The 26,821-nt window shown below is 45.0% G+C and carries 25 protein-coding genes; 23 read left to right on the forward strand and 2 right to left on the reverse strand.

The features are described 5' to 3' along the window. Positions 1–101: 101 nt before the first annotated feature. The 5 genes from sufC to sufB are packed head-to-tail and all read left to right on the forward strand — an operon-like array spanning position 102 to position 5,326. A complete protein-coding gene (sufC, locus tag RWO08_RS01025) occupies positions 102–872 on the forward strand; it encodes a Fe-S cluster assembly ATPase SufC (RefSeq protein WP_314211043.1) in 771 nt (256 codons plus the stop codon). An 8-nt stretch (positions 873–880) separates the two neighbouring features. After that, positions 881–2,188 carry a Fe-S cluster assembly protein SufD gene (gene sufD / locus RWO08_RS01030; RefSeq protein WP_314211044.1) on the forward strand — a complete coding sequence of 436 codons (1,308 nt, stop codon included), beginning with the start codon at positions 881–883 and terminating at the stop codon, positions 2,186–2,188. Between the two features lie 29 nt (positions 2,189–2,217). Continuing rightward, positions 2,218–3,438, forward strand: a complete 1,221-nt coding sequence (locus tag RWO08_RS01035; RefSeq protein ID WP_314211045.1) for a SufS family cysteine desulfurase — start codon at positions 2,218–2,220, stop codon at positions 3,436–3,438. Further along, positions 3,435–3,926, forward strand: a complete 492-nt coding sequence (gene sufU / locus RWO08_RS01040; protein WP_314211046.1) for a Fe-S cluster assembly sulfur transfer protein SufU — start codon at positions 3,435–3,437, stop codon at positions 3,924–3,926. The genes RWO08_RS01035 and sufU overlap by 4 nt, the downstream gene beginning before the upstream one ends. Before the next feature lie 5 nt (positions 3,927–3,931). After that, positions 3,932–5,326 (forward strand): Fe-S cluster assembly protein SufB, encoded by a 1,395-nt coding sequence (gene sufB / locus RWO08_RS01045; protein ID WP_303824022.1) that lies wholly within the window; start codon positions 3,932–3,934, stop codon positions 5,324–5,326. Between the two features lie 124 nt (positions 5,327–5,450). On the opposite strand, the gene RWO08_RS01050 is transcribed toward sufB, so the two are convergent. Together RWO08_RS01050 and RWO08_RS01055 are read right to left on the reverse strand one after the other, a co-directional pair. After that, complete coding sequence (locus RWO08_RS01050) at positions 5,451–6,023, reverse strand: hypothetical protein (protein WP_314211047.1); 573 nt, start codon at positions 6,021–6,023, stop codon at positions 5,451–5,453. Positions 6,024–6,040: 17 nt separating this feature from the next. Beyond that, a complete protein-coding gene (locus RWO08_RS01055; protein WP_070755317.1) occupies positions 6,041–6,628 on the reverse strand; it encodes a hypothetical protein in 588 nt (195 codons plus the stop codon). 347 nt (positions 6,629–6,975) lie between these two features. Here RWO08_RS01055 and RWO08_RS01060 point away from each other — a divergent pair, with 347 nt between their 5' ends. The 18 genes from RWO08_RS01060 to RWO08_RS01145 all read left to right on the forward strand — a co-directional run bounded on the left by RWO08_RS01060 (position 6,976) and on the right by RWO08_RS01145 (position 26,743). After that, complete coding sequence (locus tag RWO08_RS01060; protein ID WP_314211048.1) at positions 6,976–8,736, forward strand: DUF1002 domain-containing protein; 1,761 nt, start codon at positions 6,976–6,978, stop codon at positions 8,734–8,736. 197 nt (positions 8,737–8,933) lie between these two features. After that, complete coding sequence (locus RWO08_RS01065) at positions 8,934–10,652, forward strand: septation ring formation regulator EzrA (protein WP_314211049.1); 1,719 nt, start codon at positions 8,934–8,936, stop codon at positions 10,650–10,652. Positions 10,653–10,732: 80 nt separating this feature from the next. Then, positions 10,733–11,884, forward strand: a complete 1,152-nt coding sequence (locus tag RWO08_RS01070) for a cysteine desulfurase family protein (protein ID WP_314211050.1) — start codon at positions 10,733–10,735, stop codon at positions 11,882–11,884. Beyond that, entirely contained in the window at positions 11,881–13,095 is a 1,215-nt protein-coding gene (gene thiI, locus RWO08_RS01075; RefSeq protein WP_314211051.1) for a tRNA uracil 4-sulfurtransferase ThiI, read from the forward strand. The genes RWO08_RS01070 and thiI overlap by 4 nt, the downstream gene beginning before the upstream one ends. Before the next feature lie 232 nt (positions 13,096–13,327). Then, entirely contained in the window at positions 13,328–13,561 is a 234-nt protein-coding gene (locus tag RWO08_RS01080) for a DUF1146 family protein (protein ID WP_023390954.1), read from the forward strand. Between the two features lie 61 nt (positions 13,562–13,622). Further along, entirely contained in the window at positions 13,623–14,924 is a 1,302-nt protein-coding gene (gene murA, locus RWO08_RS01085; protein ID WP_291429135.1) for a UDP-N-acetylglucosamine 1-carboxyvinyltransferase, read from the forward strand. Positions 14,925–14,937: 13 nt separating this feature from the next. Continuing rightward, the gene (locus tag RWO08_RS01090; RefSeq protein ID WP_023390952.1) at positions 14,938–16,002 is read left to right on the forward strand and encodes a rod shape-determining protein; all 1,065 of its coding nucleotides are present in this window, start codon (positions 14,938–14,940) and stop codon (positions 16,000–16,002) included. Positions 16,003–16,014: 12 nt separating this feature from the next. Beyond that, on the forward strand, positions 16,015–16,215 hold the full coding sequence (locus tag RWO08_RS01095; protein ID WP_291429138.1) for a DNA-directed RNA polymerase subunit beta: 201 nt from the start codon (positions 16,015–16,017) through the stop codon (positions 16,213–16,215). A 135-nt stretch (positions 16,216–16,350) separates the two neighbouring features. Then, on the forward strand, positions 16,351–16,728 hold the full coding sequence (locus RWO08_RS01100) for a hypothetical protein (RefSeq protein WP_070755324.1): 378 nt from the start codon (positions 16,351–16,353) through the stop codon (positions 16,726–16,728). Positions 16,729–16,908: 180 nt separating this feature from the next. Further along, complete coding sequence (gene mraZ / locus RWO08_RS01105; RefSeq protein WP_070755665.1) at positions 16,909–17,340, forward strand: division/cell wall cluster transcriptional repressor MraZ; 432 nt, start codon at positions 16,909–16,911, stop codon at positions 17,338–17,340. A gap of 13 nt (positions 17,341–17,353) precedes the next feature. Next, complete coding sequence (gene rsmH, locus RWO08_RS01110; protein ID WP_314211052.1) at positions 17,354–18,295, forward strand: 16S rRNA (cytosine(1402)-N(4))-methyltransferase RsmH; 942 nt, start codon at positions 17,354–17,356, stop codon at positions 18,293–18,295. 39 nt (positions 18,296–18,334) lie between these two features. Continuing rightward, positions 18,335–18,796: a hypothetical protein gene (locus RWO08_RS01115; protein WP_314211053.1), complete on the forward strand. Its 462-nt coding sequence runs from the start codon at positions 18,335–18,337 to the stop codon at positions 18,794–18,796. Then, on the forward strand, positions 18,793–20,490 hold the full coding sequence (locus RWO08_RS01120; RefSeq protein WP_314211054.1) for a penicillin-binding protein 2: 1,698 nt from the start codon (positions 18,793–18,795) through the stop codon (positions 20,488–20,490). Before RWO08_RS01115 ends, RWO08_RS01120 begins: the two co-directional genes overlap by 4 nt. 19 nt (positions 20,491–20,509) lie before the next feature. Beyond that, entirely contained in the window at positions 20,510–22,000 is a 1,491-nt protein-coding gene (locus tag RWO08_RS01125; RefSeq protein ID WP_314211055.1) for a UDP-N-acetylmuramoyl-L-alanyl-D-glutamate--2,6-diaminopimelate ligase, read from the forward strand. Positions 22,001–22,038: 38 nt separating this feature from the next. Beyond that, on the forward strand, positions 22,039–22,989 hold the full coding sequence (gene mraY, locus RWO08_RS01130; protein WP_070755329.1) for a phospho-N-acetylmuramoyl-pentapeptide-transferase: 951 nt from the start codon (positions 22,039–22,041) through the stop codon (positions 22,987–22,989). A 21-nt stretch (positions 22,990–23,010) separates the two neighbouring features. Continuing rightward, positions 23,011–24,402 carry a UDP-N-acetylmuramoyl-L-alanine--D-glutamate ligase gene (murD, locus tag RWO08_RS01135; RefSeq protein WP_314211056.1) on the forward strand — a complete coding sequence of 464 codons (1,392 nt, stop codon included), beginning with the start codon at positions 23,011–23,013 and terminating at the stop codon, positions 24,400–24,402. Between the two features lie 17 nt (positions 24,403–24,419). Continuing rightward, positions 24,420–25,532, forward strand: coding sequence for an undecaprenyldiphospho-muramoylpentapeptide beta-N-acetylglucosaminyltransferase (gene murG, locus RWO08_RS01140; protein WP_070755331.1), 1,113 nt, complete (start codon positions 24,420–24,422; stop codon positions 25,530–25,532). Positions 25,533–25,564: 32 nt separating this feature from the next. Continuing rightward, a complete protein-coding gene (locus RWO08_RS01145) occupies positions 25,565–26,743 on the forward strand; it encodes an FtsQ-type POTRA domain-containing protein (RefSeq protein ID WP_314211057.1) in 1,179 nt (392 codons plus the stop codon). Positions 26,744–26,821 lie beyond the last annotated feature (78 nt).

Genomic DNA, 26,821 nt, shown 5'->3' on the forward strand with positions numbered 1-26,821 from the left:
TAAAAAAATGCACAAAAATCTCAAAAGAAAGCGCATGAATTGCGTCTCGAGGCAAATAACGGTAGAATAAAGGAGACTATAAGGAAGGAATAGGTGACGAAATGCCAGTATTAGAAATCAAGGATTTGCATGTGGCCATTGAAGGTAAGGAAATCCTTAAAGGGGTTAACTTGACCCTCAAAACAGGAGAAATTCATGCGGTTATGGGACCAAACGGGACTGGGAAGTCCACCCTAGCGGCGGCCATTATGGGTAACCCTGCCTATCAAGTAACTCAAGGTGAGATTCTCTTAGATGGTGAAGATGTCTTGGAGATGGAAGTAGATGAGCGTGCCCGTGCTGGTCTTTTCTTGGCGGTGCAATATCCAAGTGAGATTCCAGGTGTTACCAACGCTGAGTTTATGCGCGCAGCTATTAACTCTCGGCGGGATGACAATAACAAGATGGGCGTCCGCGAATTCATCAAGAAATTGGATGAGAAGATGGCTCTCTTAGATATGTCAGAAGAAATGGCAGAACGCTATCTCAACGAAGGCTTTTCAGGTGGGGAGAAGAAACGTAATGAAATCCTACAATGCCTCATGATTGAGCCTAGCTTTGCCATTCTGGACGAAATCGACTCTGGGCTCGATATTGATGCTCTTAAGGTGGTATCCAAGGGCGTCAACGCCATGCGGGGTGAAGGTTTTGGTTCCCTGATTATCACTCACTATCAAAGATTACTCAATTACATCACGCCTGATGTGGTCCACATTATGATGGAAGGGCGCGTGGTAATGACAGGTGATGCTGAATTAGCTAAGCGCTTGGAGGCAGAAGGTTATAAGGGTATTAGTGAAGAGTTAGGCCTTCACTATGACGAGAAAGCCTAGGTGATAGCATGACTAGCAAACATTATTTAGACCAGATGCAGGCTTTGGCTACTTTTGCCACCCTGCCTGACTGGTTCCGCGCTATTCAAAATCAAGCCCATTCAGTCTGGCAGGATTTGCAGTTACCAGTGATTGAGCGGGTTAAGTATCATCGTTGGCCCCTCCTATCCCAAGAAGTAGTAGCGCCACAAACCTTAGAGGAACCGCTACTCTATGGTCTAGATGCAGCTTTGGCTGAGCAAGACCACCTGAGTGGGCAGATTGTGCATGTGGGTAATCATACTCTAGTGGAAAGTTTGGATCAAGACCTAGTTGATCAAGGGGTAATCGTGACGGATTTGTTCCAAGCCCTGGCTGACTATCCTGACTTGGTTAAGGAACATCTCTTTTCGGTGATTGGCGCCCATGAAGACCAAATTGAAGCCTATCATACGGCCTTCATAAATGGGGGACTCTTCATCTATGTGCCAAGAAATGTAGCTGTGACTTTGCCGCTTGAAGCTCTCTTGGTTCAAGACAGTCGCTATGATCAAGCCTTCAACAAGCATGTCCTGATTGTGCTTGAACAGGGGGCAAGTTTAGATTATGTGGAGCGCATAGAAACTTATGGTGATAAGCCAAACTCTGCCACCTATTTCGTTGAAGTGGTAGTTAAGGCTGGCGCACAGATTAAGTATTCAGCAGTCGATACCCTAGGGGCCAAAAGCCATGCCTACATTAAGCGTTATGCCCAAACAGCACGCGATGCCAAAATTGATTGGGCCATCGGTGAACTTAATGACGGTAATGTCATCTTAGACTTAGATACCTACCTCAACGGTGATGGTTCTGAATCACAAGTGCAGATTGTCGGTATTTCAACTGGCAAGCAAATCCAAGGTATTGATTCTAAGGTGGTCAACCGCGGTAATCATTCTGTCGGGAATATTCTCCAACATGGGGTTATCTTGGACCGGGCAACCTTGACCTTCAACGGGATTGGGCTGATTGAAAAATACGCCAAGGGCGCCGATGCTCAGCAGGAAAGCCGAGTACTCATGTTATCTGAGAAGGCTCGAGGCGATGCCAACCCTATCCTTTTAATCGAAGAATTTGAAGTGACCGCAGGGCACGCAGCTTCTGTAGGTCAAGTAGATGAAGAACAACTTTATTATCTGATGAGCCGAGGCTTAAGCCGTGAAGATGCTGAGTACTTAGTAGTACGTGGTTTCTTAGGCCCAGTTATTGTGCAAATGCCTTCGGCAGAAATCAGACGACAGTTAGTAGAAATTATAGACCGTAAATTAAGTGGTTTAGAAGGTAGCCAGGAAGATTAAGACTATTAAACGCGAAAGGAGACAGTATGATGCCAGAAAAGATTACTAGCCCATCACCATGGGCTAAGGACTTTCCCATACTCAAGCAAAAGGTCCATGGCCAAGACTTGATTTATTTTGATAATGCGGCGACTAGTCAGAAGCCACAGCTTGTCTTGGATCGCTTGGCTGATTACTATCTCCAAGACAATGCCAATATCCATCGTGGGGTTCATAGTCTGGCCAACCGAGCCACTCAAGACTATGAAGCAGCCCGCCAGAGAGTAGCTGACTTCATGGGTGCCAAGCCGCAAGAAATTATTTTTACCAGTGGGACTACTGCGGGTTTGAATTTTCTGGCAGACCGTTGGATAGGACCTAGTTTACAGCCAGGAGACCAAATTGGGGTGACCTACCTAGAACATCATTCCAATCTAGTGCCTTGGCAAGCTCTAGTCCAAGAGAAGGGCGCAACACTCCGCTATCTACCATTGACGGAGGATCATCACTTGGATTTAGAGGCTCTGGAAGCGAGTGACTGGTCCAAGCTCAAGGTCATTACCATTCATCATGTCTCCAATGTCTTGGGTATTTCTCAGGATATAGTTGCTTTAACAGCCTGGGCTAAACCACGAGGCATTAAGGTTATTGTGGATGGTGCTCAGGCGGTCGCCCATATGCCAGTAGATGCAGGAAGCCTAGGAGTCGATGCCTACTGTTGGAGTGGTCATAAGCTCTACGGCCCGACTGGAATTGGCATTTGCTACCTCAAGCAAGAATATCATGACACTTGCCAGCCATTTTTCTATGGCGGTGAAATGGTCCATCAAGTAGGAGATTACCGAACAGACTACGCGGTCGCTCCACAGAAATTCGAAGGGGGAACGCCGCCTATTGCTCAAGCTATTGGTTTGGCAGCTGCCATTGAATGGTTGTCTACTATCGGATGGCGGGATATTGAGACCCATGAGAGTCATCTGACGCTAGAACTAGTAAGAGGCTTACAAGCTATTCCCGGTGTGGAAGTCTATGGACATGGCCACGGTATTGTGACCTTCAATATTGCGGATGTCCATCCCCATGATGCGGCGACGGCCTATGATTTAGAAGGTATTGCCCTGCGAGCAGGCCACCATTGTGCCCAACCTTTGATGCGGCGATTAGGTCAGGCAGCGACTCTGCGGGCCAGTATGGCGCTCTATAATGATACGCAAGAGGTCGCACGTTTTATTGAGGTTACCAAAGCAGTGAAGGAGTTTTTCTGTCCATGAGTTTAAATCAATTAAATCAACTCTATCGCCAAGTCATTTTGGATCATGGGCAACATCCCCGTCATTTTGGTAAGTTGGACCATGCCGATCAGGAAGTGGAGCTATTCAATCCTACTTGTGGTGATGCGATTGTCTTGTACCTGAAAATTGAAGATGACCGCATCCTTGAGTTGGCCTTTAGTGGCCAGGGTTGTACCATTAGTATGGCTTCTGCCAGTATGATGTGCGAGGCTTTGTTGGGCAAGCCAAAGGATCAAGCTCTAGCCATGATTGCGACTTTTCAGGCCTTGGTTGGTGGACCAGGACAAGTGGACGAGTCTTGGGAGCAAGAGCTAGGTGATGCGGCCCTCTTAGAAGGCGTTAAGGCCTTTCCTGCCCGTTATAAGTGTGCCATCCTGGCCTGGAAAGCCCTAGGACTGGGATTAGATCAAGATACAAGCTTGGATGAGGGCTTAAGCCGCCATAACCAAGCACAAGAAAGTGAGTGAAGATAATGAGTGACGTACCTGTTGTTAACGACTATGCCTATGGCTTCCACGATGATGCCGAAATTATCTTTTCTACGGGTAAGGGTCTGAGTGAAGAGGTTATTCGGACTATTTCCAAGGAAAAAGGGGAGCCTGAATGGATGTTAGACTACCGTCTGCGTTCACTTAAGGTCTTCCGTGATAGTAAGTTGCCTGACTGGGGGCCTGACCTATCAGCACTAGATTTTGATGATATTATTTATTACCAGAAGGCCATGGATCGTCCGGCCCGTTCCTGGGATGATGTGCCTGATGAAATTAAGGAGACCTTTGAGCGGATTGGGATTCCTCAGGCTGAACGCGAGTATCTAGCGGGTGCCGCGGTTCAATATGAATCGGAAGCAGTTTACCACAATATGAAGGCAGAGTTTGAAAAATTAGGCATTGTCTTTACTGATACGGACTCTGGCTTACGAGAATATCCTGAGCTCTTCAAGGAACATTTTGGGACAGTGGTGCCACCAACCGATAACTTTGAGGCCGCGCTCAATAGTGCCGCTTGGAGTGGGGGGACCTTTATCTATGTTCCAAAAGGTGTCAAATGTGACATTCCACTGCAAACCTATTTCCGCATTAATAATGAGGGGACAGGGCAGTTTGAGCGGACCCTGATTATTGTGGACGAGGGCGCTAGCATCCACTATGTGGAAGGCTGTACGGCACCAACTTACTCGACCGCGTCGCTCCATGCCGCCATTGTGGAAATTATTGTCAAAAAAGACGCCTATTGTCGTTACACTACCATTCAAAACTGGTCTAACAACGTCTATAACTTAGTGACTAAGCGGGCCCATGCCCATGCAGGGGCGACCATGGAATGGATTGATGGCAACTTAGGAGCTCATACAACCATGAAGTATCCAAGTGTCTATCTTCAAGGAGAAGGAGCGCGGGGCACCATGCTTTCCATTGCCTTTGCCGGTAAGAATCAAAAGCAAGACACGGGTGCTAAGATGATTCATAATGCCCCGAACACCTCTAGTTCCATTGTGTCTAAATCCATCGCCAAGGATGGGGGAGAGGTTAACTATCGTGGGCAAGTGACCTTCGCTAAGAATTCCAAGCGTTCAATTTCTCATATCGAGTGTGATACCATTATTATGGACCAGGCCTCTAAGTCTGATACCATTCCGTTCAATGAGATTCATAATGGCCAAGTCTCCTTGGAACACGAAGCCAAAGTCTCCAAGATTTCAGAGGAACAACTTTTCTACTTGATGAGTCGAGGGCTGTCTGAATCCGAAGCGACGGAAATGATTATTATGGGCTTTGTCGAGCCTTTTACCAAGGAATTACCGATGGAATATGCGGTTGAGCTCAACCGCCTCATTAGTTATGAAATGGAAGGGTCTGTCGGCTAGACCGGGGCTATCAATATAAGTTAAAAACACCTCGTGACTTGGGCACTAGCCTGAGTCACGAGGTGTTTTATAAATAAATCCTCATTGGCTGTGTCGCGCTAGCCAATGAGGATTTTTGAGTAAATTATTTTGGTGTCCAGTTTTTAAGAATTTCCTCTAAGGCATCCATGTCTTGAGGTGCCCCTTCGACAGCTAAGTAGTAGACTGAATCAGGATCGGACTCTGTGGTGAAGTAAACGAGACGTAAGGATTTCTCTTGAAATTGTACTTCAACTCCGACAGCGTCCTTATAGCTAGATGGGTAATTCTTAGCAGCGCTTAAGGTGAGCTTTTCATGGGATGGGATGGTGGCAAAGGTAGCCATGTGATCGGTCGCATAAGGATATGGTTTAGGTAGTTTACTGAAGACTGGATGATTTTCGATGCCTTGATAAGCTGGCAACTTATTTAATGTGACTACTGTAAAGGCATCTTTAGAAGACCACTGGAGCTGGGTGGGTGAGTGTTCTCCAAGTTCAGTAAATTTGACAAAGTCTGAAGGAATCATGACATAGCCTAGTGAGTCGCTTCCGACTTTCTGACTTAAATCAAGTTTAGTAGTAGTTTGGCTACTTGAGGATTCTTCGGCCAAAATGGTCTGGGGTGCAAGCACGACTAGGCTAGCCAAAAGGCATAAAAAGGTTAAAAATCGTTTCATTGTATGGCTCCTCCTTCTTAAGGTTTCTTACTTGACCAGGTTTTAGCAATGTCACCAAATGAAGAAAGACTATCTGCATTAGGGCCGTCCATACCAATTAGGTAGACATAGTTGCTATCATTTTTATCGGTGAAATAGACACTGCCAATAGCACTGGAATCCTTATAGCTAACTAGGTAGTAGCCATCAGGTAGGTTGTCGAAGCCTGCAGGTCCAGATTGAAAGGTAAGTTCTTTATCAGGTAAGCGATAAACAACTTCTTTCATGATAATCCAAGCTGGAAGAGTTAGCTTAGCCAAGGACTGAGGCTTACTTTGAATATAATCTGTCGCATTCAGTCTCATTAAGCTAATCGATGTGTTGGTGGATTTATTGACGAATGACAGACCGCCAGTGTTTTGGTCACCAGTTTCGTTCGCTTCGTAGCCCTCGGGAAGGGTTAAGTAGCCAACCGTATCGTTGCCGACAACTTGTGTGCCAGCCGTTGCTGTGCTTGAAGTTTGACTAGATGTGCTAGTGTTAGACTCAGCGAGAATGGCGACAGGCTGCCAGAGGGTAGTGGCTAGCAGTCCTAAGGCTACAAGCCGACTGAGTTTTTTATTCATGAAAATCATCCTTTCATTGTCAGAGGGAGAGCCTCTTAACTTAGGGGCATTCTGTAGAGATGCCACTTATACTGATAGTATAGCACTTATACTAGGGGCATTCAAGAAAGGCTAGTTTCAGAAAAAATACTTAAGATAGGGATTTGATGATAGTTAAGGGCGGAGACAGAGGACGGTTTTAAGCATTTTTTGTTTCTTCTAGGACCGAATGATTTGTGAATGTTTAAGGCTAAATGTTAAGAAACCTTGAAATTTGAAAGACAAATATGGTAATTCTACGTACTATGACAAGCAGTGTGTTACAATATACTTAGACCAAATTCTCTAGATTTAGGAGTGAGGAAACTATGAAGAAATCAACTAAATGGCTCGTTGCCTTAATGGCAGCTCTTGCTGTGGCACCTAACGTGGCCTATTTAAGCCAACCGACATCAGAACTAGTTTCTGCGGTAGAACAAGCTCAACAACAAAAACTATTGTCTCTGGGGGCATCGTTGAACCCTCAACAACAAGAACAAACCAAGAGCCTCTTGGGTGCTAAGGACTTTAGCGCAGCCAATACGCTCATGGTAGACGGTAATACCATCAACCAATATCTACATGATGGCTCTAACGCAAGTACTACTGTTTATTCCAGTGCTTATATTGAACAACAAGCGGCTGGTTATGGGGTACAAGTTCAAATTGTGACACCACAAAACATCACTTTAGTCAGCGCTACGACTTATCAGAATGCAGCCATTACTTCTGGTGCCAAGGATGTCCTGATTCGTATTGCCACCGTTAGCCCTGTAACGGGTGAGGGCGCATTGGCAGGGGTCTATGCCTTGCTTGCTAAGTCAGGTGTTAAAGTAGATGAGAAAGCTGTTAAGGTAGCTGAGAAAGAAATCAAGGTAGTCGAAGTTGTCAAGAAAGAAGATAAATTAGACGATACCAAGGCTAACCAAATCATCTCTGAAATCAAAAAAGAAGTCACCAACCAACAAGCCAACCAAGGGGTAAACGTGGATACCCAAGTGGCACAAACCATTGTTAACCAAGTAATCAACAACACCACTGTTAACAACAATACGACAATCAATAACAACACCACTAACAATAACACGACCGTTAACATTTCTGACTCAACTAAGGAAGAGTTAGTAAAATTAGCGGAAGAATATGCTAAGACAGAGGCAGCTAAGTCTAAAGATACCATCCAACAATTAGAGAAATCGGTAGACAACAGCCTCAATGCGCCTTGGAAGGAAGTCCTCAACAGCTTAGATGAAACTAGCGCACCAAGCAAGGAAGATATCTTAAATGCCGAACGCAAGGATTACTCTGACCAGGCTGTCTACAACCCAATTCTGCCTGCAATGTTCAAGAAATTCTATGAACGTGTGCAAAATGGCGAGCCAGTTTATGATATTTACTCTCATACCTTCATTCTGGAAAAATTCTTACCAGATATGAAACCTGAGGAGAAACAAGCTCTCAACCAATTACGTGTTTACCTCTATCAATACACCAACACTTTGGATAAGGATCGTAAGGAAGCTTTGGGTAACGACTACACCAGTGTTAAACAACGTTGGACCGCTCAACTTAATGCGGCTGAAGCAGTGGGTAACCAAGCAGATATCAAGAGCCTAACAGATAAGTTTGCCCTAGCAACGGGTTATGCTAATGAAGTATATGCTTACGAATTTGTTCAAGATGGTAGCAAGATTACTGCCTTGCCTCGGGTGGACTTAGTGACCCATGTGTCAACAGCTGATCACCTCTTCTATGATACTGCGACTGGTCAAGTCAGCGTGGGGATTGAGCCAAATGTGACACCTGTAGCCAATGGACTCTTTAGTTTCCAAAACGCCTATGGTGTGGATGTTAAACCAAGTGTAGACTTAACCATTAACTTACCACAAGACTTCAAGATTCCAGGCTATAGTGGTGACAATCAACCTAATAGTTCTAATAATCAAGAGTCTCAAGCTCCAAATCAAAATTCAGGTGATGCTTCAACGCCTCCTGCTAGTCAAGATCAAAACCAACCTGCCCCAACTCAACCGGGAACTGAGTCAGGTGAAGCAAGCCAACCTGCTAATAATAGCCAAAATCCGCAATAGGGTAATAGCTAACCCTCGGCACGCCTCATGGCATGCCGAGGGTCTTTTGATTTGTTAGATATTTCAATTGTTACATTTAATGCTCAAATCTAACTTTTTGCTTTATAATCCCCACCATTAGTGGTATAATCGAAAATGATTATTTAGGCTTTTTTCTAGTTAAGGCCTAAAAATAGACATAAGGAGGAGCGAACACATTGCAATTTACAGGTATATTACTATTAATCATTTTGGTTTGTGTGCTTGGTTACTTTGCCTACCACTTCTACCGATCTAGAAATACGCAAAGCATCCGAGAACTTGAAGCAAGAAAAGAGGAGATGATGGCGATACCGATTGCCAATCAACTCTTCCTCCTTAAGAATATGAGCCTATCGGGTCAAACAAAACGCAAGTATGAGAGCTTGGTTAACCAGTGGCAATCCATTACTAACTTCCAGTTTGTAGAGATTGAATCTGCCCTAGTTGGGGCCCAACAATATGCAGATCAACTGAATTTTGTGCGGACTGGCCGAACTATTGCTCAAGCACGTCAGTTGATTGATGAAACCATGCTTAAGGTGCAAGACCTCCATCAAGACTTGTCTGATCTTCTGCAGGTAGAAGTTGACAACAATGAGTTGAATGCTGCTTTACATGAGCGTTATAATTCAGCACGCAAGAATGTCATGAACCACAGCTTTGATTACGGTCCTGCCATTGAGACCTTGGAGAAAAACCTTCAGTATTTGGAACTCAACTTCACTAAGTACAATGAGTACACTGAAAATGGGGATCATCTAGAAGCGCGTGATATGCTCAAGACCATTGATGCAGACATGACCAGCCTAGAAGACATCTTGGAACGTATCCCGTCGATGTACGACAAGATTAAGAATGAATACGAAGACTCCCTAGATGACTTGCGTGAAGGCTACCAGAAGATGGTAGACAGTCGCTTTGACTTTGATGGCGTAGCCATTCTAGAGAAAGTGGACGAAATTCAAGAAAAATTGAACGATGCCAAGAATGAAATCAAGAATGCCGACTTATCAGAAGCTAAGACTCTGATGGATAAGGCAGAACGTGATATCAAGTCGCTATATGATTTGATGGAAACTGAAATTGAAGCCAAAGACTATGTCAACAAGAACATCCAAAGTCTTCGTCGCAAAATTGATGAAGTGGCTGAAAATGGGCGTTATGCTGGCATTGAAGTAGACCGTATCGCGCAAAGCTATATTCTCCATGAGAATGAAGTGGATCAAATTGCTGATTTAAGCGATCAAATCCGCCATGAATATAACCGATTCAAAGACTTGGTGGCTGAGACTGAAGGGTCTGCAGTGGTTTATACTCAAGCTGAAGGTCGCATTAAGAAAATTCGCAAGCGTATCGAAGAAATTGATGAGCAAGTATTGGCAATTACCAACAAAATTGCTCAACTCAACACGCGTGAGAAGGATGCCAAGACTAACTTGGATGACTATGAATTAGCTCTACGCAATATTAAGCGTCGGATCGAGAAAAGTCATCTGCCTGGTCTCAGTGATTCCTTCTACGATCAGTTCTATCGTGTAACAGATCAAGTGGAGCACTTGGCTAAGCAACTCAACCGAGTTCGTATTGATATGGATGAAATTGAAAGCTTAGAAGATGAGTTAGAGCGTCACCTTGCTGCTTTAGAAGAAATGACAGAGTCAGTGGTAGACAGTGCTATGTTGACCGAATACATGATTCAACAGAGCAATCGATTCCGCTATGACTATCCTGAAGTGGATGCAGCAATCAAAGAGGCTCAATACCTCTTCCATCGGGAGTTTAAGTATCAAGAAGCCTTAGCGATTATTGAGAAAACCCTTAGACGAGTTGACCCAGATGCGCCGACTCAAGTACGTCGCATGTACCACCAAGAAAAGCGGAGCACTCAATTTTAGGATTGTTAAGTGCTAGATAGTTTAGAAACAAAAGGCCCAAGACACGTGTTGTCGGGCCTTTTTGCAAGAGGAGGAAAGTGATGATTTATCTGGATAACGCCGCAACTACCCGGATTCATCCCCAAGTCTTGGCTACCTATAGCCAGGTGGCTCAAGAATTTTTTGCTAATCCGTCGAGTGCTCATGGCCTAGGACGTAAGAGTCGACAACTTTTGGAACAGGCTCGTGCCCAAGTTGGTCAACTATTAGGTTATCATCCACAGGAAATCTACTTTACTAGTTCAGGCACTGAGGCCAATAACTGGGTCTTCCAACGGATTGTAAGCCAGGCCCACAAACGTCGGCCCGAGGCTAATTTGGTTCTAGTCAGTCCTTTTGAGCATCCTGCAGTTTTAAGCCAAAGAGACTATATCGAAAGTCAAGGTCTGACCTGGGCCACTTTGCCAGTGACTGACCAAGGGCAAGTAGATTTGGAAGCTATCCAGGCTAAGTTAGGACCAGAAGTTTTGCTGGTTTCCACCATGGCTGTCAATAATGAGATGGGGGCTTGCCAGCCTTTGGACCAGATGGCGCAAATCTTAGCAGACTATCCAAATATTGTCTGGCACGTCGATGGGGTTCAGGTAGTTACAACTGAATTGTCTCGGATTCAGCAGGCCAGAATTGATTGTTTGAGTTTGTCTAGCCACAAATTTCACGCGCCACGCGGGGTGGGGATTTTGGCCTGCCGCCAACGCGTAGATTTGGTTCCCCTTATGACGGGGGGAGGCCAGGAGCAGGGGCAAAGATCTGGGACTGAGAACCTAGCCGCCATTGTGGCTACTGCCAAGGCCCTACGTCTAGCCCATGGAGAACAAGGTCAGACACGTTCGCGACTTAAGGCCTATGGCCAGCAATTAGCTCAAGCCTTAAGCGCGCAAGGTTGGGTTATCTTTGCCCAAGAAACGGCAGCGCCTCATATTTTGTGCGCAGCTCTTCCAGGAATTCCTGGCGAGGTCCTGCTCAATGCCTTCGAGACCCAAGGTATCTATGTGTCAACTACCAGTGCTTGTTCCAGTCGAGTAAAATCTGACCATCACAGTTTGGCGGCAATGGGCGTACCCCAAAACTTAGCACAATCCGCCTTGCGCTTTAGCCTAGCAGCGGATACCAGTGACCAGGATATTGAAAAATGTCTAGTAGCCATTCCAAAAATTAGCCAACAATTTGAGAAAACACGAGGAAAATCATGAGTCAAAAACAAATTCTCATTCATTATGGCGAACTCTCAACTAAGGGTCGCAATAAAAAAATGTTTATTAATAAATTAGCTGAGCATATCCGTTACCGTACCCAGGATTTAGAGCGAATTAAGATTGTGCCTGAATACGACTTTATGCATTTGATATGGCAAGAAACGCCTTACCAAACAGTGATTGAACGGCTTGAGACAGTACCAGGTATTTCGCGCTTCGAGCCAGTCTATCGCGTGGACAAGGATCTGGACGCAATCAAAGCTCAAGCGCTGGCCTTGTTTGAAGAAGTGAAGCCAGCTGCTGGCAGTTCTTTTAGAGTCTTAGCCAAACGTTCTGATAAAACCTTTGCCTACGACACCATGGACTTACAGAGAGAAGTGGGAACTTGCCTAGGTTTAGCTTATCCAGATTTGGAAGTAGACTTCAAGACCCCAGATTACAAATTAACGATCAGTATCCAAAAGGCTGGCGCCTACCTAAGCCTCTTGTCCTACAAAGGGGTAGGGGGATTACCTTATGGAGCTAGCGGTCGCGCCTTACTCATGCTGTCTGGGGGGATTGACTCTCCTGTGGCAGGCTATCAGATGATGAAGCGTGGTTTGGAAATTGAAGCAGTTCATTTTGCCAGCCCGCCTTATACGAGCCCGCAAGCTCTGGAAAAGACCAAAAAATTAACGGCTCAATTGGCTCAATATGGTCGAAGCTTGACTTATCATTGCGTGCCTTTTACTGAAATTCAAGAAGAAATTAAGGATAAGGTTCACGATGATTTTTCCATGACCATTATGCGTCGTATGATGCTTCGGGTCATGGAGGCGCTAGTGAATCGTCAACAAGCTGATGCTATTGTGACGGGAGAATCCTTAGGGCAAGTGGCCTCTCAGACACTGAAGAGCATGCGGGCTATCAACCAAGTGACTTCCGTGCCGATTTTGCGGCCTTTAATTGCAATAGACAAGAACGATATTATTGCGCAGGCGGAAGCGATTGGGACCTATGAAATCTCCAATGAGCCATTTGAAGACTGCTGTACAGTTTTTGCTCCTAAATCACCACGTACCAAGCCCAAATTGACGTCCGTAATGGAGTTAGAAGCTCTCCTGGATGTGGAAGGATTAGTTGAGCGAGCGGTTGCAGGTACCCAAACTGAAGTTGTTGGCGCGGATTACGGCAAGGTAAGTAGCCCAGATTTTAGTCACTTACTATAGATTGTTTGATTGCAGCCTGGAGGTCTTGGACTTTCAGGCTGTGATTTTTATCTCTATGACACAAAGTGGGAATGTAAAGAGAAAGAAAACTTGTCCGTCTAGCTTTCAGTGACCCCAAAATACCCTTATGAAATGGGTCAGAATCATGACAAATTAAAGATAAGGAGATTAACTATTTCTTTTTCCATAGAACTTATGTTATCATAGTCTTGGACTTGAAGGAGTGATAGACATGCAGACGAGTGTATATGGTATGGCAGTACTATGTCTTCGTCTTATCATCCTAGGGATGAGTCTCCTCATTTTCCGGGGTGTGAACTGGAATCAGCTCATGCGCCAGAATGCTAAGCAAGGAGCCTACGCAGTTTATGTCATGGTTAGCCTTGCAGTGGGGCACTTAGTCGGGTCGTTTATGATTGAAATGACGGAATCCTTACAGAACTTATTGTTAGGTTTCCTTAAATAAGAGAGTGTATCCCTATTTGTTCGCTCCAAAACGAATAGGCGTAAGAATAGGAGAATTTTTGATGGAAGAGATTATTGTTCAAGGTGGTAATCGATTAGAAGGTGTAGTCAAAGTTGAAGGAGCTAAAAATGCGGTCTTGCCAATCTTGGCTGCGGCTATTTTAGCAGAAACAGGCAAGGTTAATTTGTCTAATGTGCCTGTCTTATCAGATGTCTTTACCCTTAACAACTTACTGACTGCAATTAACGTAAGTAATGAATTTGATCAAGAAAATAATGAAATGACTTTAGACGCAACCGGTCCTGTGTCAACCACAGCTGATTATGACTTTGTCAGCAAGATGCGGGCATCGATCGTTGTGATGGGGCCACTCTTGGCTCGCTTTGGTCATGCACGAGTGGCGATGCCAGGTGGCTGTGCCATCGGGACTCGTCCTATTGACCTCCATCTCAAGGGCTTTGAAGCTCTGGGGGCAAAAATTACACGCGCAGCAGGCTATGTCGAAGCACAGGCTGATAAGTTAGTGGGTGCGCGTATCTACTTGGACTTCCCAAGTGTGGGCGCGACTGAAAATATTATGATGGCAGCTGTCTTGGCAGAAGGTACTACCATCTTAGAGAACGTAGCGCGTGAGCCAGAAATTGTGGATTTAGCTAACTTCTTAAACCGAATGGGAGCCGATATTGTCGGCGCTGGGACGGAAACAATTAAGATTCATGGGGTCAAAGCCCTACATGGGACCTCCCATGATGTGATTCCAGACCGAATTGAAGCAGGTACCTTTATGGTGGCAGCCGCTGTGACCCAAGGCGATGTCTTAGTTGAAGGAGCTGTGTCAGAACACAACATGCCATTGATTAGCAAATTGCGTGAAATGGGTGTTGTATTCCATGAGTATCAAAATGGTCTTCGGGTCATTGGACCTAAGACTTTGCATCCAACAGATGTTAAGACCTTGCCGTATCCTGGCTTCCCAACCGATATGCAAGCACAAATGTCGATCGCCCAACTCTTAGCTGAAGGTTCAAGCTCCTTGACCGAAACAGTCTTCGAGAATCGCTTTATGCACTTTGAAGAGTTGCGCCGGATGAATGCCCACTTTACCATTGATCGCCAAAATGTGGTCATGGAAGGTCCTACCCAATTCTATGGTGCTAGCGTTAAGGCCACCGATTTACGCGCAGCTGCAGCCTTAATTATTGCAGGTTTAACAGCTGAAGGGGTGACCCGCGTTTCTGAATTGAAGTATCTAGATCGTGGCTACTTCCGATTCCATGAGAAACTCAAAGCCTTAGGTGCTAATATTGACCGGGTTAATAGTGCTCAAGTAGCAACGCCACAAAAGACTACGACTCTTGCATAGAGGGGGGTCTTAAATGGCTAAAAACGTCGGAATAGACTTAGGAACAACAAATGTTTTAGTGAATTTATACGGTAAAGGGATTATCCTGAATGAGCCTTCTGTCGTAGCCATTGATACACGCAGCCAAGAAGTCATTGCTATTGGCCATGAAGCCTATGAAATGATGGGCCGGACACCTGAATCCATTCAGGTTATTCAACCGCTAAAGGGTGGCGTCATTGCTGATTTTGATATTGCAGAAGCCATGCTTATGCTCTTTATGCAACGTTTGAATCTAACCTCTTGGTTTGCTAAACCCAATGTTTTAATTTGTGCCCCATCAAAGGTAAGCGAGATTGAACGCCTAGCCTTAATTGAAACTGTCGAACGTGCAGGTGGAGGGCGTATCTACTTAGAGGAAGAACCAAAGGTAGCCGGTGTAGGTGCCGGTATTGACCCGCTGAGCTCATCGGGTAGTATGGTCATTGATATTGGTGGTGGTACGAGTGACTTTGCAGTCATCTCTGCGGGTGAAGTAATTGCCAGTGAATCCATTAAATTGGCTGGCGATGACTTAGATCTAGCCATCATTCAATATCTCAAAGACAATTTCCACATTCTGGTTGGTGAACGTTCAGCCGAAAGCCTGAAGAAGGCGGTCGCGTCTGCTGTTCTCTTACCGGAGGAAGAAGTAGAAACCTATGATGTAAAGGGACGCGACCTCTTGACCGGCTTGCCTAAGTCAGTTAACGTCGATTCTAATATGATTTGTCAGGCTATTCGACCAATCTTGATTGAGATTGCCCGAGTAGCTAAGCGAGTCTTAGAAACAATCCCGCCTGAGATGGCCGCAGATGTTATGGAGAAAGGCATCCTCTTAACTGGGGGAGGCGCCTTAATCTATCACATGGATACCTTCCTGACAGATTTCCTTAAGGTCAGCGTCCTTAAGGCAGAACAACCCATGAACTGTGTGGCGATTGGGTCAGGCTTGATGTTAGATTTGATTCTCTCAGGTAAATTAGAACGTACCAACCCGACATGGCGCCAACGATTGAAGCGTCGCTTACAACGTATCAAACGTCGTATTTTAGGGTAGAAAGGAGTCCTTATGGCAGAAAAACTTATGAAAAAATCCGTCTGGGCCATTGTTGGCAAGACTTTATTACGGGTCATTATGTACCTGCTCTTACTTTTCTTGTTTTTTGTCATCGGGCTAATTATTGGCTATGCCATAATTGGCAAGGGCAACTTCTGGGAAGTGCTAAGCCAAGATACTTGGCGTCATATTATTGATCTAGTCATGAAATAAGACAGTCGTCCACTCCTTGGGAGTGGACGTTTTTGTATAAGTAAGCAAAGTAGTATTTCCCCATAGATGCCTATGTAGGGGGATAGGCAAGGATAGTATTACATGCTATAATAAGGGGAATGAGGAGGTGAAGTTATGTATCCATTTGATTGGCGGGAATTATTATTATATCTATTGCCAGTTATTTATGTTTTTTTGTTTGATCGTTTTTTCCGTGAAGCAATGTCCTCCTTTTCTTTTTACAAGTTTTCACTTGCTGAAATGCTCCTCCCCATGTGGTGGGTATTGATACATGGCTTCAGTAGTTTTATTTTTGGATTCAGTCTAGGACTTTTAACTCTCTATCTGACCTTGATTATTCTAGTAGTCCACCTCTACGACTACATTCGACGAATTGACGTTTTCAGTTACCGCCGCTACCTTCACCAGGCTAGTCGAGTCGTCTTCCTATCCTTTTCTAGCATGCTATTAGGGCTCATGCTCCTTCGCATTGCTAGCTTGTGGATCCTTTAGGGAAAATCCCCCACCTTTTTACCACTCCTTCCCACCTGGTAAAACCTTGATATAATAAGCTTTTTAAGCGCCGCTAGTTTTCTAGCGGGCTTTTTTTTATGAAATTTGCAAGAAGGAGTGGTGAAAAGTGGTGGAATGTGGTAGAATATGGGTAAGCTATCATGGGAGGTGTATGCAATCGTGTTAATTGGAGAATTTCAACATAATATTGATGCCAAAGGGCGATTGACTATGCCTGCTAAATTTAGGCCTGAACTAGGTGGCCAATTCGTGGTGACCCGGGGCTTGGATGGCTGTTTGTTCGGATATCCTATGGAAAACTGGGCCGTGCAAGAAGAAAAATTAAAGAAACTCAACCTTATGAAAAAAGATGCTCGGCAATTCGCCCGCTTCTTCTACTCAGCTGCCACTGAAGTAGAAATTGACAAGCAAGGTCGGATTAACTTGCCACAGACGCTTCTTGACTACGCTAAGATTGATAAGGAATGCCGTGTCATTGGTGTTTCTGATCGCATCGAAATTTGGAGCAGCGAACGTTGGGATGAATTTGTCGGTGACGCCGAAGAAAATTATGAAGCAATTGCTGAAGGTATGATGGATTTTGACCTGTGACGGAGTGAAGACAATGGAATTTAAACATGAGACGGTGCTTTTGCATGAAACCGTTGATGGTTTGGATATCAAGCCAGACGGCGTCTATGTTGATTGCACCTTAGGGGGCGCTGGTCATGCCCAGTATTTACTGGACCAACTAGGACCTCAAGGGCATCTCTATGCCTTCGACCAGGATATGACGGCTATTAACAATGCCAAACTTAAATTGGCTGACTATGTTGAAAAAGGCCAAGTTACCTTTATTCACCAAAATTTCCGTCATTTGAAGCAGGCTTTAGAAGAGCTTGGTATTGACCAAGTGGACGGAATTTACTATGACCTAGGAGTGTCTTCGCCACAACTTGATGTGGCCGAGCGTGGCTTTAGTTATGGACAAGAAGCCCGTCTAGATATGCGGATGAACCAAGAGCAGGCTTTAAGTGCCTATGAGGTTGTCAATGACTGGCCTTATGAAGACTTGGTGCACATTCTCTATCGTTATGGAGAAGAGAAGTTTGCCAAGCGTATTGCACGTGCTATCGAAGAAAGACGTGCTCAGCGACCTATCGAGACAACGACTGAATTAGCAGAAATTGTCAAAATGGCCATTCCTGCTGCTACCCGTCGTACGGGTGGGCATCCAGCAAAACGTAGTTTCCAGGCCATTCGAATTGCTGTCAACGATGAGTTGGGGGCGGTCGAAGATTCACTGGAGCAGGCGCTGACTCTTTTGAAACCAGAGGGGCGTATTAGCGTCATCACCTTCCATTCCTTGGAAGATCGTTTGGTTAAGCAATTATTCAAAGAAGTAAGTCAAGGGCCAGAAGTGCCTCGGGGTTTACCAGTTTTGCCTGGCCAAATGCAGTCGCCTTTTTGCTTGGTCAATCGCAAACCGATTGTAGCCAGTCCAGAAGAATTAGAGGCCAACAATCGTTCGCGGAGTGCTAAGTTGCGCATTCTCCGCAAGAATTAATAGAAAAGCAAGAATTAGAAACAGAAAGAAGGGATACCATTGGCTGAAACAGTAACAAGCGAACAATATTTTAAGCGCAGTTCCCAGGCTCGTTACCGCCAAGTGGCAAACCCAGAGCCGCCTTTAGCGACCAGTGCGGCAATTGATGACAGCCCAGCGTTAGGTGCGCCTGATTTAGTCAGTCGTCCTAGAGTGGGTAGTCAAACTAAAAGCAGAGTGGGTTCTTTGAGACTCAGTCCTTATGAGGTTTTCTTGCTCATGCTTACTTTTTTGGTTGTGGTGGGTAGTGTCTTTGTTAATCTCATGATGCAGTCCAAGACTCAATCTATTCAACGTTCTAGCCAAGAGATGATGCAACAAACCTTAGAGTTACAGAAACAGACAGATGTCATGCGTGATCAAATGACGGAACAATATAAATACGATAACATTAAACAAGCGGCTGAAAAGCAAGGAATGAAGGTCCGCCAAGATAGTGTGAAGGATTTGACCAAGCCATGAGTCAACCAAATAATCAAATGATTCAACGTAATCTCAGATTCTTGGCAATCCTCCTTGCTGGATTAGCAAGTATCGCGATTTTCCGTTTCGCCCAAATTAGCCTTTTCAAAACAAGTAATGGGCAGGATTTAACTGCCTACCATGAAACAGGGACCAAGAGAAGTAGTATTACCGAGGCAAGGCGGGGGAGTATCTTTGACCAACAAGGGAACCCTATTGCGATGGATACTACTTCTTATTCTCTTTTTGCGGTGCTTCGCAGCGATTGGGGCGACACTAACCTTGTCAAAGACCCTGATGTGACGGCAAAAACTTTGGCTAAGCATTTGGGCTTAGATCGCGATATGATTTTAGCTCAACTGACTCAAAACAATGTCTACCAAGTAGAGTTTGGGAATGCTGGTCAACATTTGTCATCTGAAACTAAAAAGGCGATTGAGTCCGAAAATCTACCAGGCTTAGTTTTTGTCAGCGAAACGACACGTAAATATGTTAATGATGTCTATGCATCTCACCTGATTGGCTATGCGACGGCAGCGGCTAAGGAAGAAGACCAACCTTTAAGTGCTCAAGTCCTAGAGGGTAAACTGGGCTTAGAAGCTGCCTATAATGTCAGTCTTAGCGGTCAAGATGGCAACCAGTCGTCGACTCGCCAATTAATTGGCAAAGATTTACATCTAACCTTAGACTCACGTCTACAAAACAAATTGGAAGAATTAATGACCCAATACCAAATGACTTACCAACCGGAAGCTTTGCAAGCCTATTTAGTGGAAGCCAAAACTGGTAAGCTAGTAGCAGCTTCCCAACGACCAAGTTTTAATCTCAATACTCGAGAAGGCATTGAGGCAGAATGGAAAAACTTGATGGTGGAAGAAGCCTATGAACCAGGTTCAACTATTAAGATTCTAACCATGTCGGTAGCTTATGATCGCCAACTCTATAAACCAGGTGAACTCTATCAATCAGGCTCTATCCAAGTCTACGACCAAGTGGTTAAGGACTATAACAAAGTAGGTTGGGGGCAGATTAGTTTTGAAGAAGGCTTGGCACGTTCTAGTAACGTGGCCATGGTCAATCTAGTTAACCGCATGGGAGACCAAGAGTGGGTCAAGAAGTTAGGCGACTTTGGCTTCGGTAAGGGAACTGACTTCGGTCTTGAAAATGAAACAACCGGTAACTTCCAATTTGACAACCCGGTTTCACGAATTATGAGTGGCTTTGGCCAAGGTTTCTCTGCTACGCCTATCCAACTCTTACAAGCCTATAGTAGTATAGGGAATCAGGGGCAAATGCTGAAAGTTCAAGTGGTTCAAGGATTGGATTCAGCAGGTGAATTCCAATCCCGAGTCTTAGGTAAGCCAATTTCCAAGGAAGCAGCCAATCATGTTCTCCAACTTATGGTGGACACGGTTGAGAAGCCCTATGGGACCGCAGTCTCCTTCCGTAACCCATATGTAAAAGTTGCGGCTAAGACAGGGACCGCCCAAATCGCAGATCCTAATGGTTCAGGCTATCTAACGGGAGCAAATGACTACTATCACTCAGTGGTAACTTTCTTCCCGGCAGATAATCCTAAATACATGCTCTATATGGCCATGAAGCGGCCGCAACAAGATCACGGGCTTCTTGGATCGCAGATTTTAGGTAAACTTTTTAATGACTATATCGAATATATTATGGTGAAACCATAAGAAGAAAGAAGGACATAGGATGCAAGTAGAAGACTTACTAAGAGCAGTTCCTAGTGGTCAATTGTATGGCCCAGAAATCAAAGGGGAAATCACGCAACTAGTTAACGATACACGTAACTTAGTGTCTGGTTGTGCCTTTGTTGCCATTAAGGGCCTACAATTTGACGGCCACACTGCTGTGGAACAAGTAGCAGCGGCTGGGGCTAAACTTATGGTGGTAGAAGTCCTGCCTGAAAATTGGCAAGACTACCCATTAAGCTTTTTCTTGGTTCCTTCAACTTTCCGAGCACAAGCCTTGTTAGCTAATCAGTTTTTTGGTCGGCCTACCGAGCATCTTAATGTGGTGGCAGTCACCGGGACTAATGGTAAAACAACCATTTCTAGTCTTATCAGTGATTTGCTCATGCAATTAGGGCATAAGACAGGGCTCATTGGGACCTTACATTATAAGGTGGATCAGACTTATTATCCATCCATCAACACGACGCCCAATGCCTTAGCTCTTCAGCAGTTATTTGCTGAAATGGTATCGGTAGGTTGTCAGGATGCTCTAATTGAAGCTTCTTCTCATGCCTTAGCCTTGGGGCGTCTTTGGGCAACAGATATTGACTGTGCCATCTTCACAAACTTAACTCGGGAGCACTTGGATTTCCATAAAACCATGGAAGGCTATGCCTATGCTAAGTCCTTGCTTTTTGCCCAACTAGGACAAAAGTTTGCGGGAGAGGGGCCAAGACTGGCTATTATCAATGCAGATGACCCTTATGCTTCCATTATGATGCAAGCAACTTCAGCGGATGTTTTGACTTATAGTCTTCAGGATTCTAAAGCCAGTGCCTATGCTGACCAACTAGCGGTTAAGGATGGTAACCAAACCTTCAGACTGCATTATCGCAATCAGACCTATCAAGTTGTTAGCCCTATGCTTGGCGCATACAACGTGGCTAACTTTATGGCGGCCTTTCTTTGCTTGGTAGACTATTACCATGTCCAACCTCAAACAGTAGTTGATTTAATGCTTAGCTTTGGTGGGGTTGAGGGCCGGATGCAAAGACTAGATTTAGGACAAGAATTCCAAGTGGTAGTCGACTTTGCCCACACACCAGATGCCATTGAACGTGTGCTTCAAGAGTTAAAGGCTCAGGAGCCTAAACGCCTAGTTACCATTATTGGACACAGTGGCGGTAATCGCGATAGTGGAGCGCGCCCGGAAATTGGGGACAAGGTCTTTGAATATTCGGATTGGATCATATTCACAGCTGATAATCCAAGGCATGAACCTGTGGCGAAAATTTGTGCTGAGTTAATTGGAAGTCACAATGAAGTGCCTTATAAGGTCATTGAAGATCGCAAGGAAGCCATTGACTATGTCATTTCTCAGGCGCAAGCAGGGGATTTATTGGTCTTTGCCGGCAAGGGTAGCGAGCCCTACCAGATTATTGGTGATGACAAGTTACCTTATGATGAAGTAACAGAAATTGAAGCGGCTGTTACCCGCCACTTTGGCTAGGAAGGCCGAAGAAATAATAAGCAGAGAGGAAGAGAGAGATGGAATTACTATTGCCAATGGCCGTGAGTTTTGCAATCACGGTAATCATTATGCCGTTCTTTATCGGCTACTTTAACTACCGAAAGATTGGGCAGACAACCCGTGAAGAAGGCCCTAAGTGGCATGAAGTCAAGACAGGGACACCTACCATGGGTGGGACGGTCTTTATCATGGCCATTTTAGTAACACTTCTAGGAGCTGCCACACTCTTGCGACTCTTAGACGGTGGTGTCTGGATGCTCTTGTTGACCTTCTTGTTATTCGGTGGGATTGGCTTTATCGATGACTTTATTAGTATCTTCCGCCATCAAAATGAAGGTTTGACGCCACGTCAAAAATTCTTAACCCAATTGATTTTTTCTGGTATTATCGTTTTAATTGGTCTCTTGAATAAGGTAGAATTAGCCTTCAACCTAGGACCTTTCCTTATCAGTAATGCCCTTGTGATTGGTATTTTCGCCTTTATCTGGATTACAGGTTTCTCCAACGCAGTCAACTTAACAGATGGTTTGGATGGTTTAGCAACAGGCTTAAATATTTTTGCTTATGGTGTTTATGGGGCCATGGCACTTAAGAGCAAGCAAACCTCCTTAGCCTTGATTTGTTTGGTGGTGGTAGGTGCATTAATTGGCTTTTTGTATTATAATAAAAAGCCGGCCAAGATTTTCATGGGGGACGTCGGTTCCTTGGCATTAGGCGCTGGTTTAGCAGTGATTTCGCTCCTAGTTAACAATCCTTGGAGCTTACTCTTAGTCGGGATTGTCTTTGTAGTAGAAACTGCCAGCGTCATGTTACAAGTAGCGTCCTTCAAGCTAACTGGTAAACGAATTTTCAAGATGAGCCCGATTCACCATCACTTTGAAATGAGTGGTTGGAGTGAACAAAAAGTTGTGACCGTATTTTGGCTCGTTGGCCTCTTAGCAGGGTTAGGCTATTATTTCATATTCTAATCAGATAAGGTGTGGAGTTTAATGGGACAAATGGGTCAAGATTTAAAAAATAAAAAAGTGCTAGTAATGGGTTATGCTATGACGGGACGCTCTGTCGTTGAATATCTCTTAACTCAAGGGGCACAAGTAACCTTAAATGACCGGGGAAATCTTCTAGAAGATTCGTCGGTCCATTTGCTTATGGACAGAGGTGTTAAGGTGGTAGATGGCGGGCACCCGCTAGAACTCTTAGATCAGGATTTTGATTTTATGGTCAAGAACCCTGGGATACCTTATCATGTACCTTTAATTGAGGAAGCCCAAAAACGAGGCTTGCCTATCTATACAGATATTGAGCTAGCTTCTTGGATTGCGCCATGTCCTATTGTGGCGGTGACAGGAAGTAATGGCAAGACCACCACGACGAGTTGGATTCATCAAATGCTAGCACACCGGCCACAAGGTCAGGCTCGTTTAGCAGGCAATATCGGGGTACCGTCACTTGTAACAGCTAACCAAGCAAGCCCTGAAGATGTAATCGTAATGGAAGTATCTAGCTTCCAATTGATGGGGACCGAGAAGTTCCGACCAAGCATTGCAGTTATGACCAACCTAACTTCAGCCCATCTGGATTATCATGGTAATCAGGAAGGTTACGAAGCTGCTAAATTCAAATTAGTGGCTAACCAAACAACTGCCGATTTCTGGGTCTATAATGTGACGGATTCAACCCTTCGTGCGCATGCTAATCAGGTTAAAGCCCAGCAGGTGCCGTTTAGTCATTTGCCAGCCAGCCCAGAGGTGCAGGCCCAGGGTGCCTACCGCCAAGGGGATGCTCTATATTTCCGCGGTGAGGAAGTAGCCAAAGTGTCACAAATTGGCGTGCCTGGTGACCATAACGTCCAAAACGCCCTGGCAGCAATTGCAGTGGCCAAGTTACTAGGCGTCTCCAACCAAGCTATTCAAGCGGAGTTGAGTGCCTATGCTGGCATGCCTCATCGTTTGCAACCTATTGCTAAATCAGCGGGTCGTATCTTCTACAATGACTCTAAGTCAACCAATATGGTAGCAGCTACTACTGCTCTTAAGAGTTTTACCCAACCAATCCGTTATATTGGTGGTGGTCTAGATCGAGGCAATGAATTTGATGATTTAATCCCTCACTTGGAGTATGTTGTAGAGGCCTTTCTCTATGGGGAAAGTAAAGAAAAAATGGCTAAGGCTTTCCGACAAGCTGGAGTGTCAGCCGTACATCTTTTTGAGAACCTAGATCAAGCAAGTCTAGCTGCATATGAAGCTGCTCAAGCGGGAGAAGTAGTCTTGTTCTCACCTTCATGCGCAAGCTGGGATCAATTCGCTAACTTTGAGGTACGAGGTCAGCATTTTGTGGACTTAATCCAGTCTTATCTGGCCGAAAAACCTTATAAGGACTAAAAGGGAGGTAGTCATGCATGGCTGAAATTAAACGTATTGTACTTTCAGGTGGCGGAACGGGTGGTCATATTTACCCAGCTCTCGCCCTCTATCAAGTCATTAAAGCTAAATATCCAGAAGTAGAGTGCCTCTATGTAGGTAGTCAAAAGGGCTTGGAGGCAGATATCGTCGCTAAAGAAGGTCTCGCCTTTCAATCAGTTGAGATTCAGGGTTTAAAACGATCTTTATCTCTGGAAAATCTTAAGACAGCTTGGCTCATGTTAACCAGTGTCCACAAGGCCAAAAAAATCTTACGAGACTTTAAGCCAGATGTGGTGATTGGGACAGGAGGTTATGTCTGTGCACCAGTCCTGTATGCAGCTAGCCGTCTAGGCATTCCAAGCTTAATTCACGAACAAAATAGTGTAGCAGGTGTTACCAATAAATTCCTTAGCCGTTTCGTCAATCGGATTGCGACTTGCTTTGAAGAAGTGAAAAGTGACTTTAAGGGGCAAGAAAGCAAGATTATTTTAACTGGGAATCCGCGTGGCCAAGAAGTAGTGGCTACACCTAAAATGGACACCATCCTTTCTGAGCAATTCCAGTTGGATGATCAAGTGCCAACCGTCTTGGTGTTTGGAGGTAGTCGTGGTGCGCCAGCCATTAACCAGGCGGCCATTGAAGCTATTCCATCCTTTGCTGGACAAGACTACCAAGTTATTGTGGCAACAGGTCGAGTGCATTATGATGAACTACGCCAAAGCCTCAAGCAAGAGCTGCCAGCTAACGTCCGTCTAGTGCCTTATATCGACAATATGCCAAGTCTCTTGCGCCAAATTAAGCTAGTGGTCGGTAGAAGTGGGGCAACTAGCTTAACGGAATTAACGGCATTAGGCTTGCCAAGTATTCTGGTGCCGAGTCCTTATGTTACCAACAATCACCAGGAGCATAATGCTATGGCCCTTGTGGACCATGGCGCCGCTCGCATGATTAAACAAGCAGATTTGACTGCGACTAGCCTAGTGGAGACCATCCAGGAACTGATGGCTGACCCAAAAAACCTAGAAAAAATGGCGCAATCAGCCTATGAATTAGGGATTCGTGACGCCTCTGATCGCTTGGTCAAAGTTTTAGAAGAAATCTGCAAGTAAGAAAAATAGAATCTAGAGAAAGGAGGGAAGTAATGGCTAATTATCGTCTGGATCAGCGTAGTCGCTATCAAGAAGATTACCAAGAGAACCGTCAAACGCTCAACCAACGCCGCCAACCTAGTCGGCAAAGAAGTCAAGGCAATCACCGCTTAGATGCGAATGGACAACCTGTTATGCGACCTAATCAGGATCGTCAGCGTCCTCGTACTTATCAGGAAGCGCCCTATGACTATGAAGAAGCGCAAGGAGTTCCTAATCAGCCTGGCTTTTCAGGCAGACGCCAAGGCAATCATCGGATTAGGTCCCACGCTGATCAACCAAGTCCAGCCTGGACCGATTATGAAGAGGACTATGAGACACGCGTCGTAACCAAGTCACGAGCGGGTAACTATCGCCAAACACCTCATCACACTTCCCTCCCTGATCAAGAAAAATCAAGTAAGGATTCTGGACAAGCAAGTTGGCCCAAGGGCAAGATGAAGCTCTTTTCCGTCTTTGTTGTCTTAGTTTTAAGTCTGGCAGTAGTGGGTTATCAACTCTTGCCGACACACTATGTCAATGCTGTTCAGATTGTGGGTAATCAGCGAGTGGATGGAGAAGCCATTGTGTCCGCCTCAGGCATTCGCGATTTTGACCGTGTTAAAGACATCATGGCTAAGCGCAAGTCGATTGAACAAGCCATTATGAAGGAGAATCCACTTGTCAGCAAGGTGACCTTACGTCGTCCTAATATGCAGAGTCTCCAATTAGAGATAGAAGAACATGCCATTGTAGCCAAGATTAAATCAGGAAACCAATGGATTGCAGTCTTAGATAATGGAACTTGGGGTGATTTTAGTGCCAGTGTGGCAGCTAAAGAAGCTGTCAACCTAGACCAATTGCCAGAACTCTTGGTTCATGCCCCATCAGGTCGAGTAACAGAGTTGACAACAATGTTGAAACAAACTCCGCCCGATATTCTCAGTCAAATTGAAAGTCTCAAGCTAGGTCAAGAGGCCAGCAAGAATAGTGCCTTTGAAGCTAAGATGCGGGACGGCAACCTGGTCAAGGCAGTACTACCAACCTTCAATCATAAGATGACCTTCTACAATCAAATGCTTAAAGAATTAGGTGATAAGAAGGGAACACTTAATCTGGAAGTGGGTGCCTACTTTACGCCATTTACAGGCCAACAACGGCCAGTAAGAGTCCAGTCTGGACAACAACCTTAATAGATAAACAAAAGCGAGGACTAAGTCCTCGCTTTTACTATATGCCCGTCTTCATAGTGTCCCGAGAGCTAGTTTGGG

This window comes from uncultured Abiotrophia sp. (genome assembly GCF_963520105.1).
Taxonomy (GTDB): domain Bacteria; phylum Bacillota; class Bacilli; order Lactobacillales; family Aerococcaceae; genus Abiotrophia.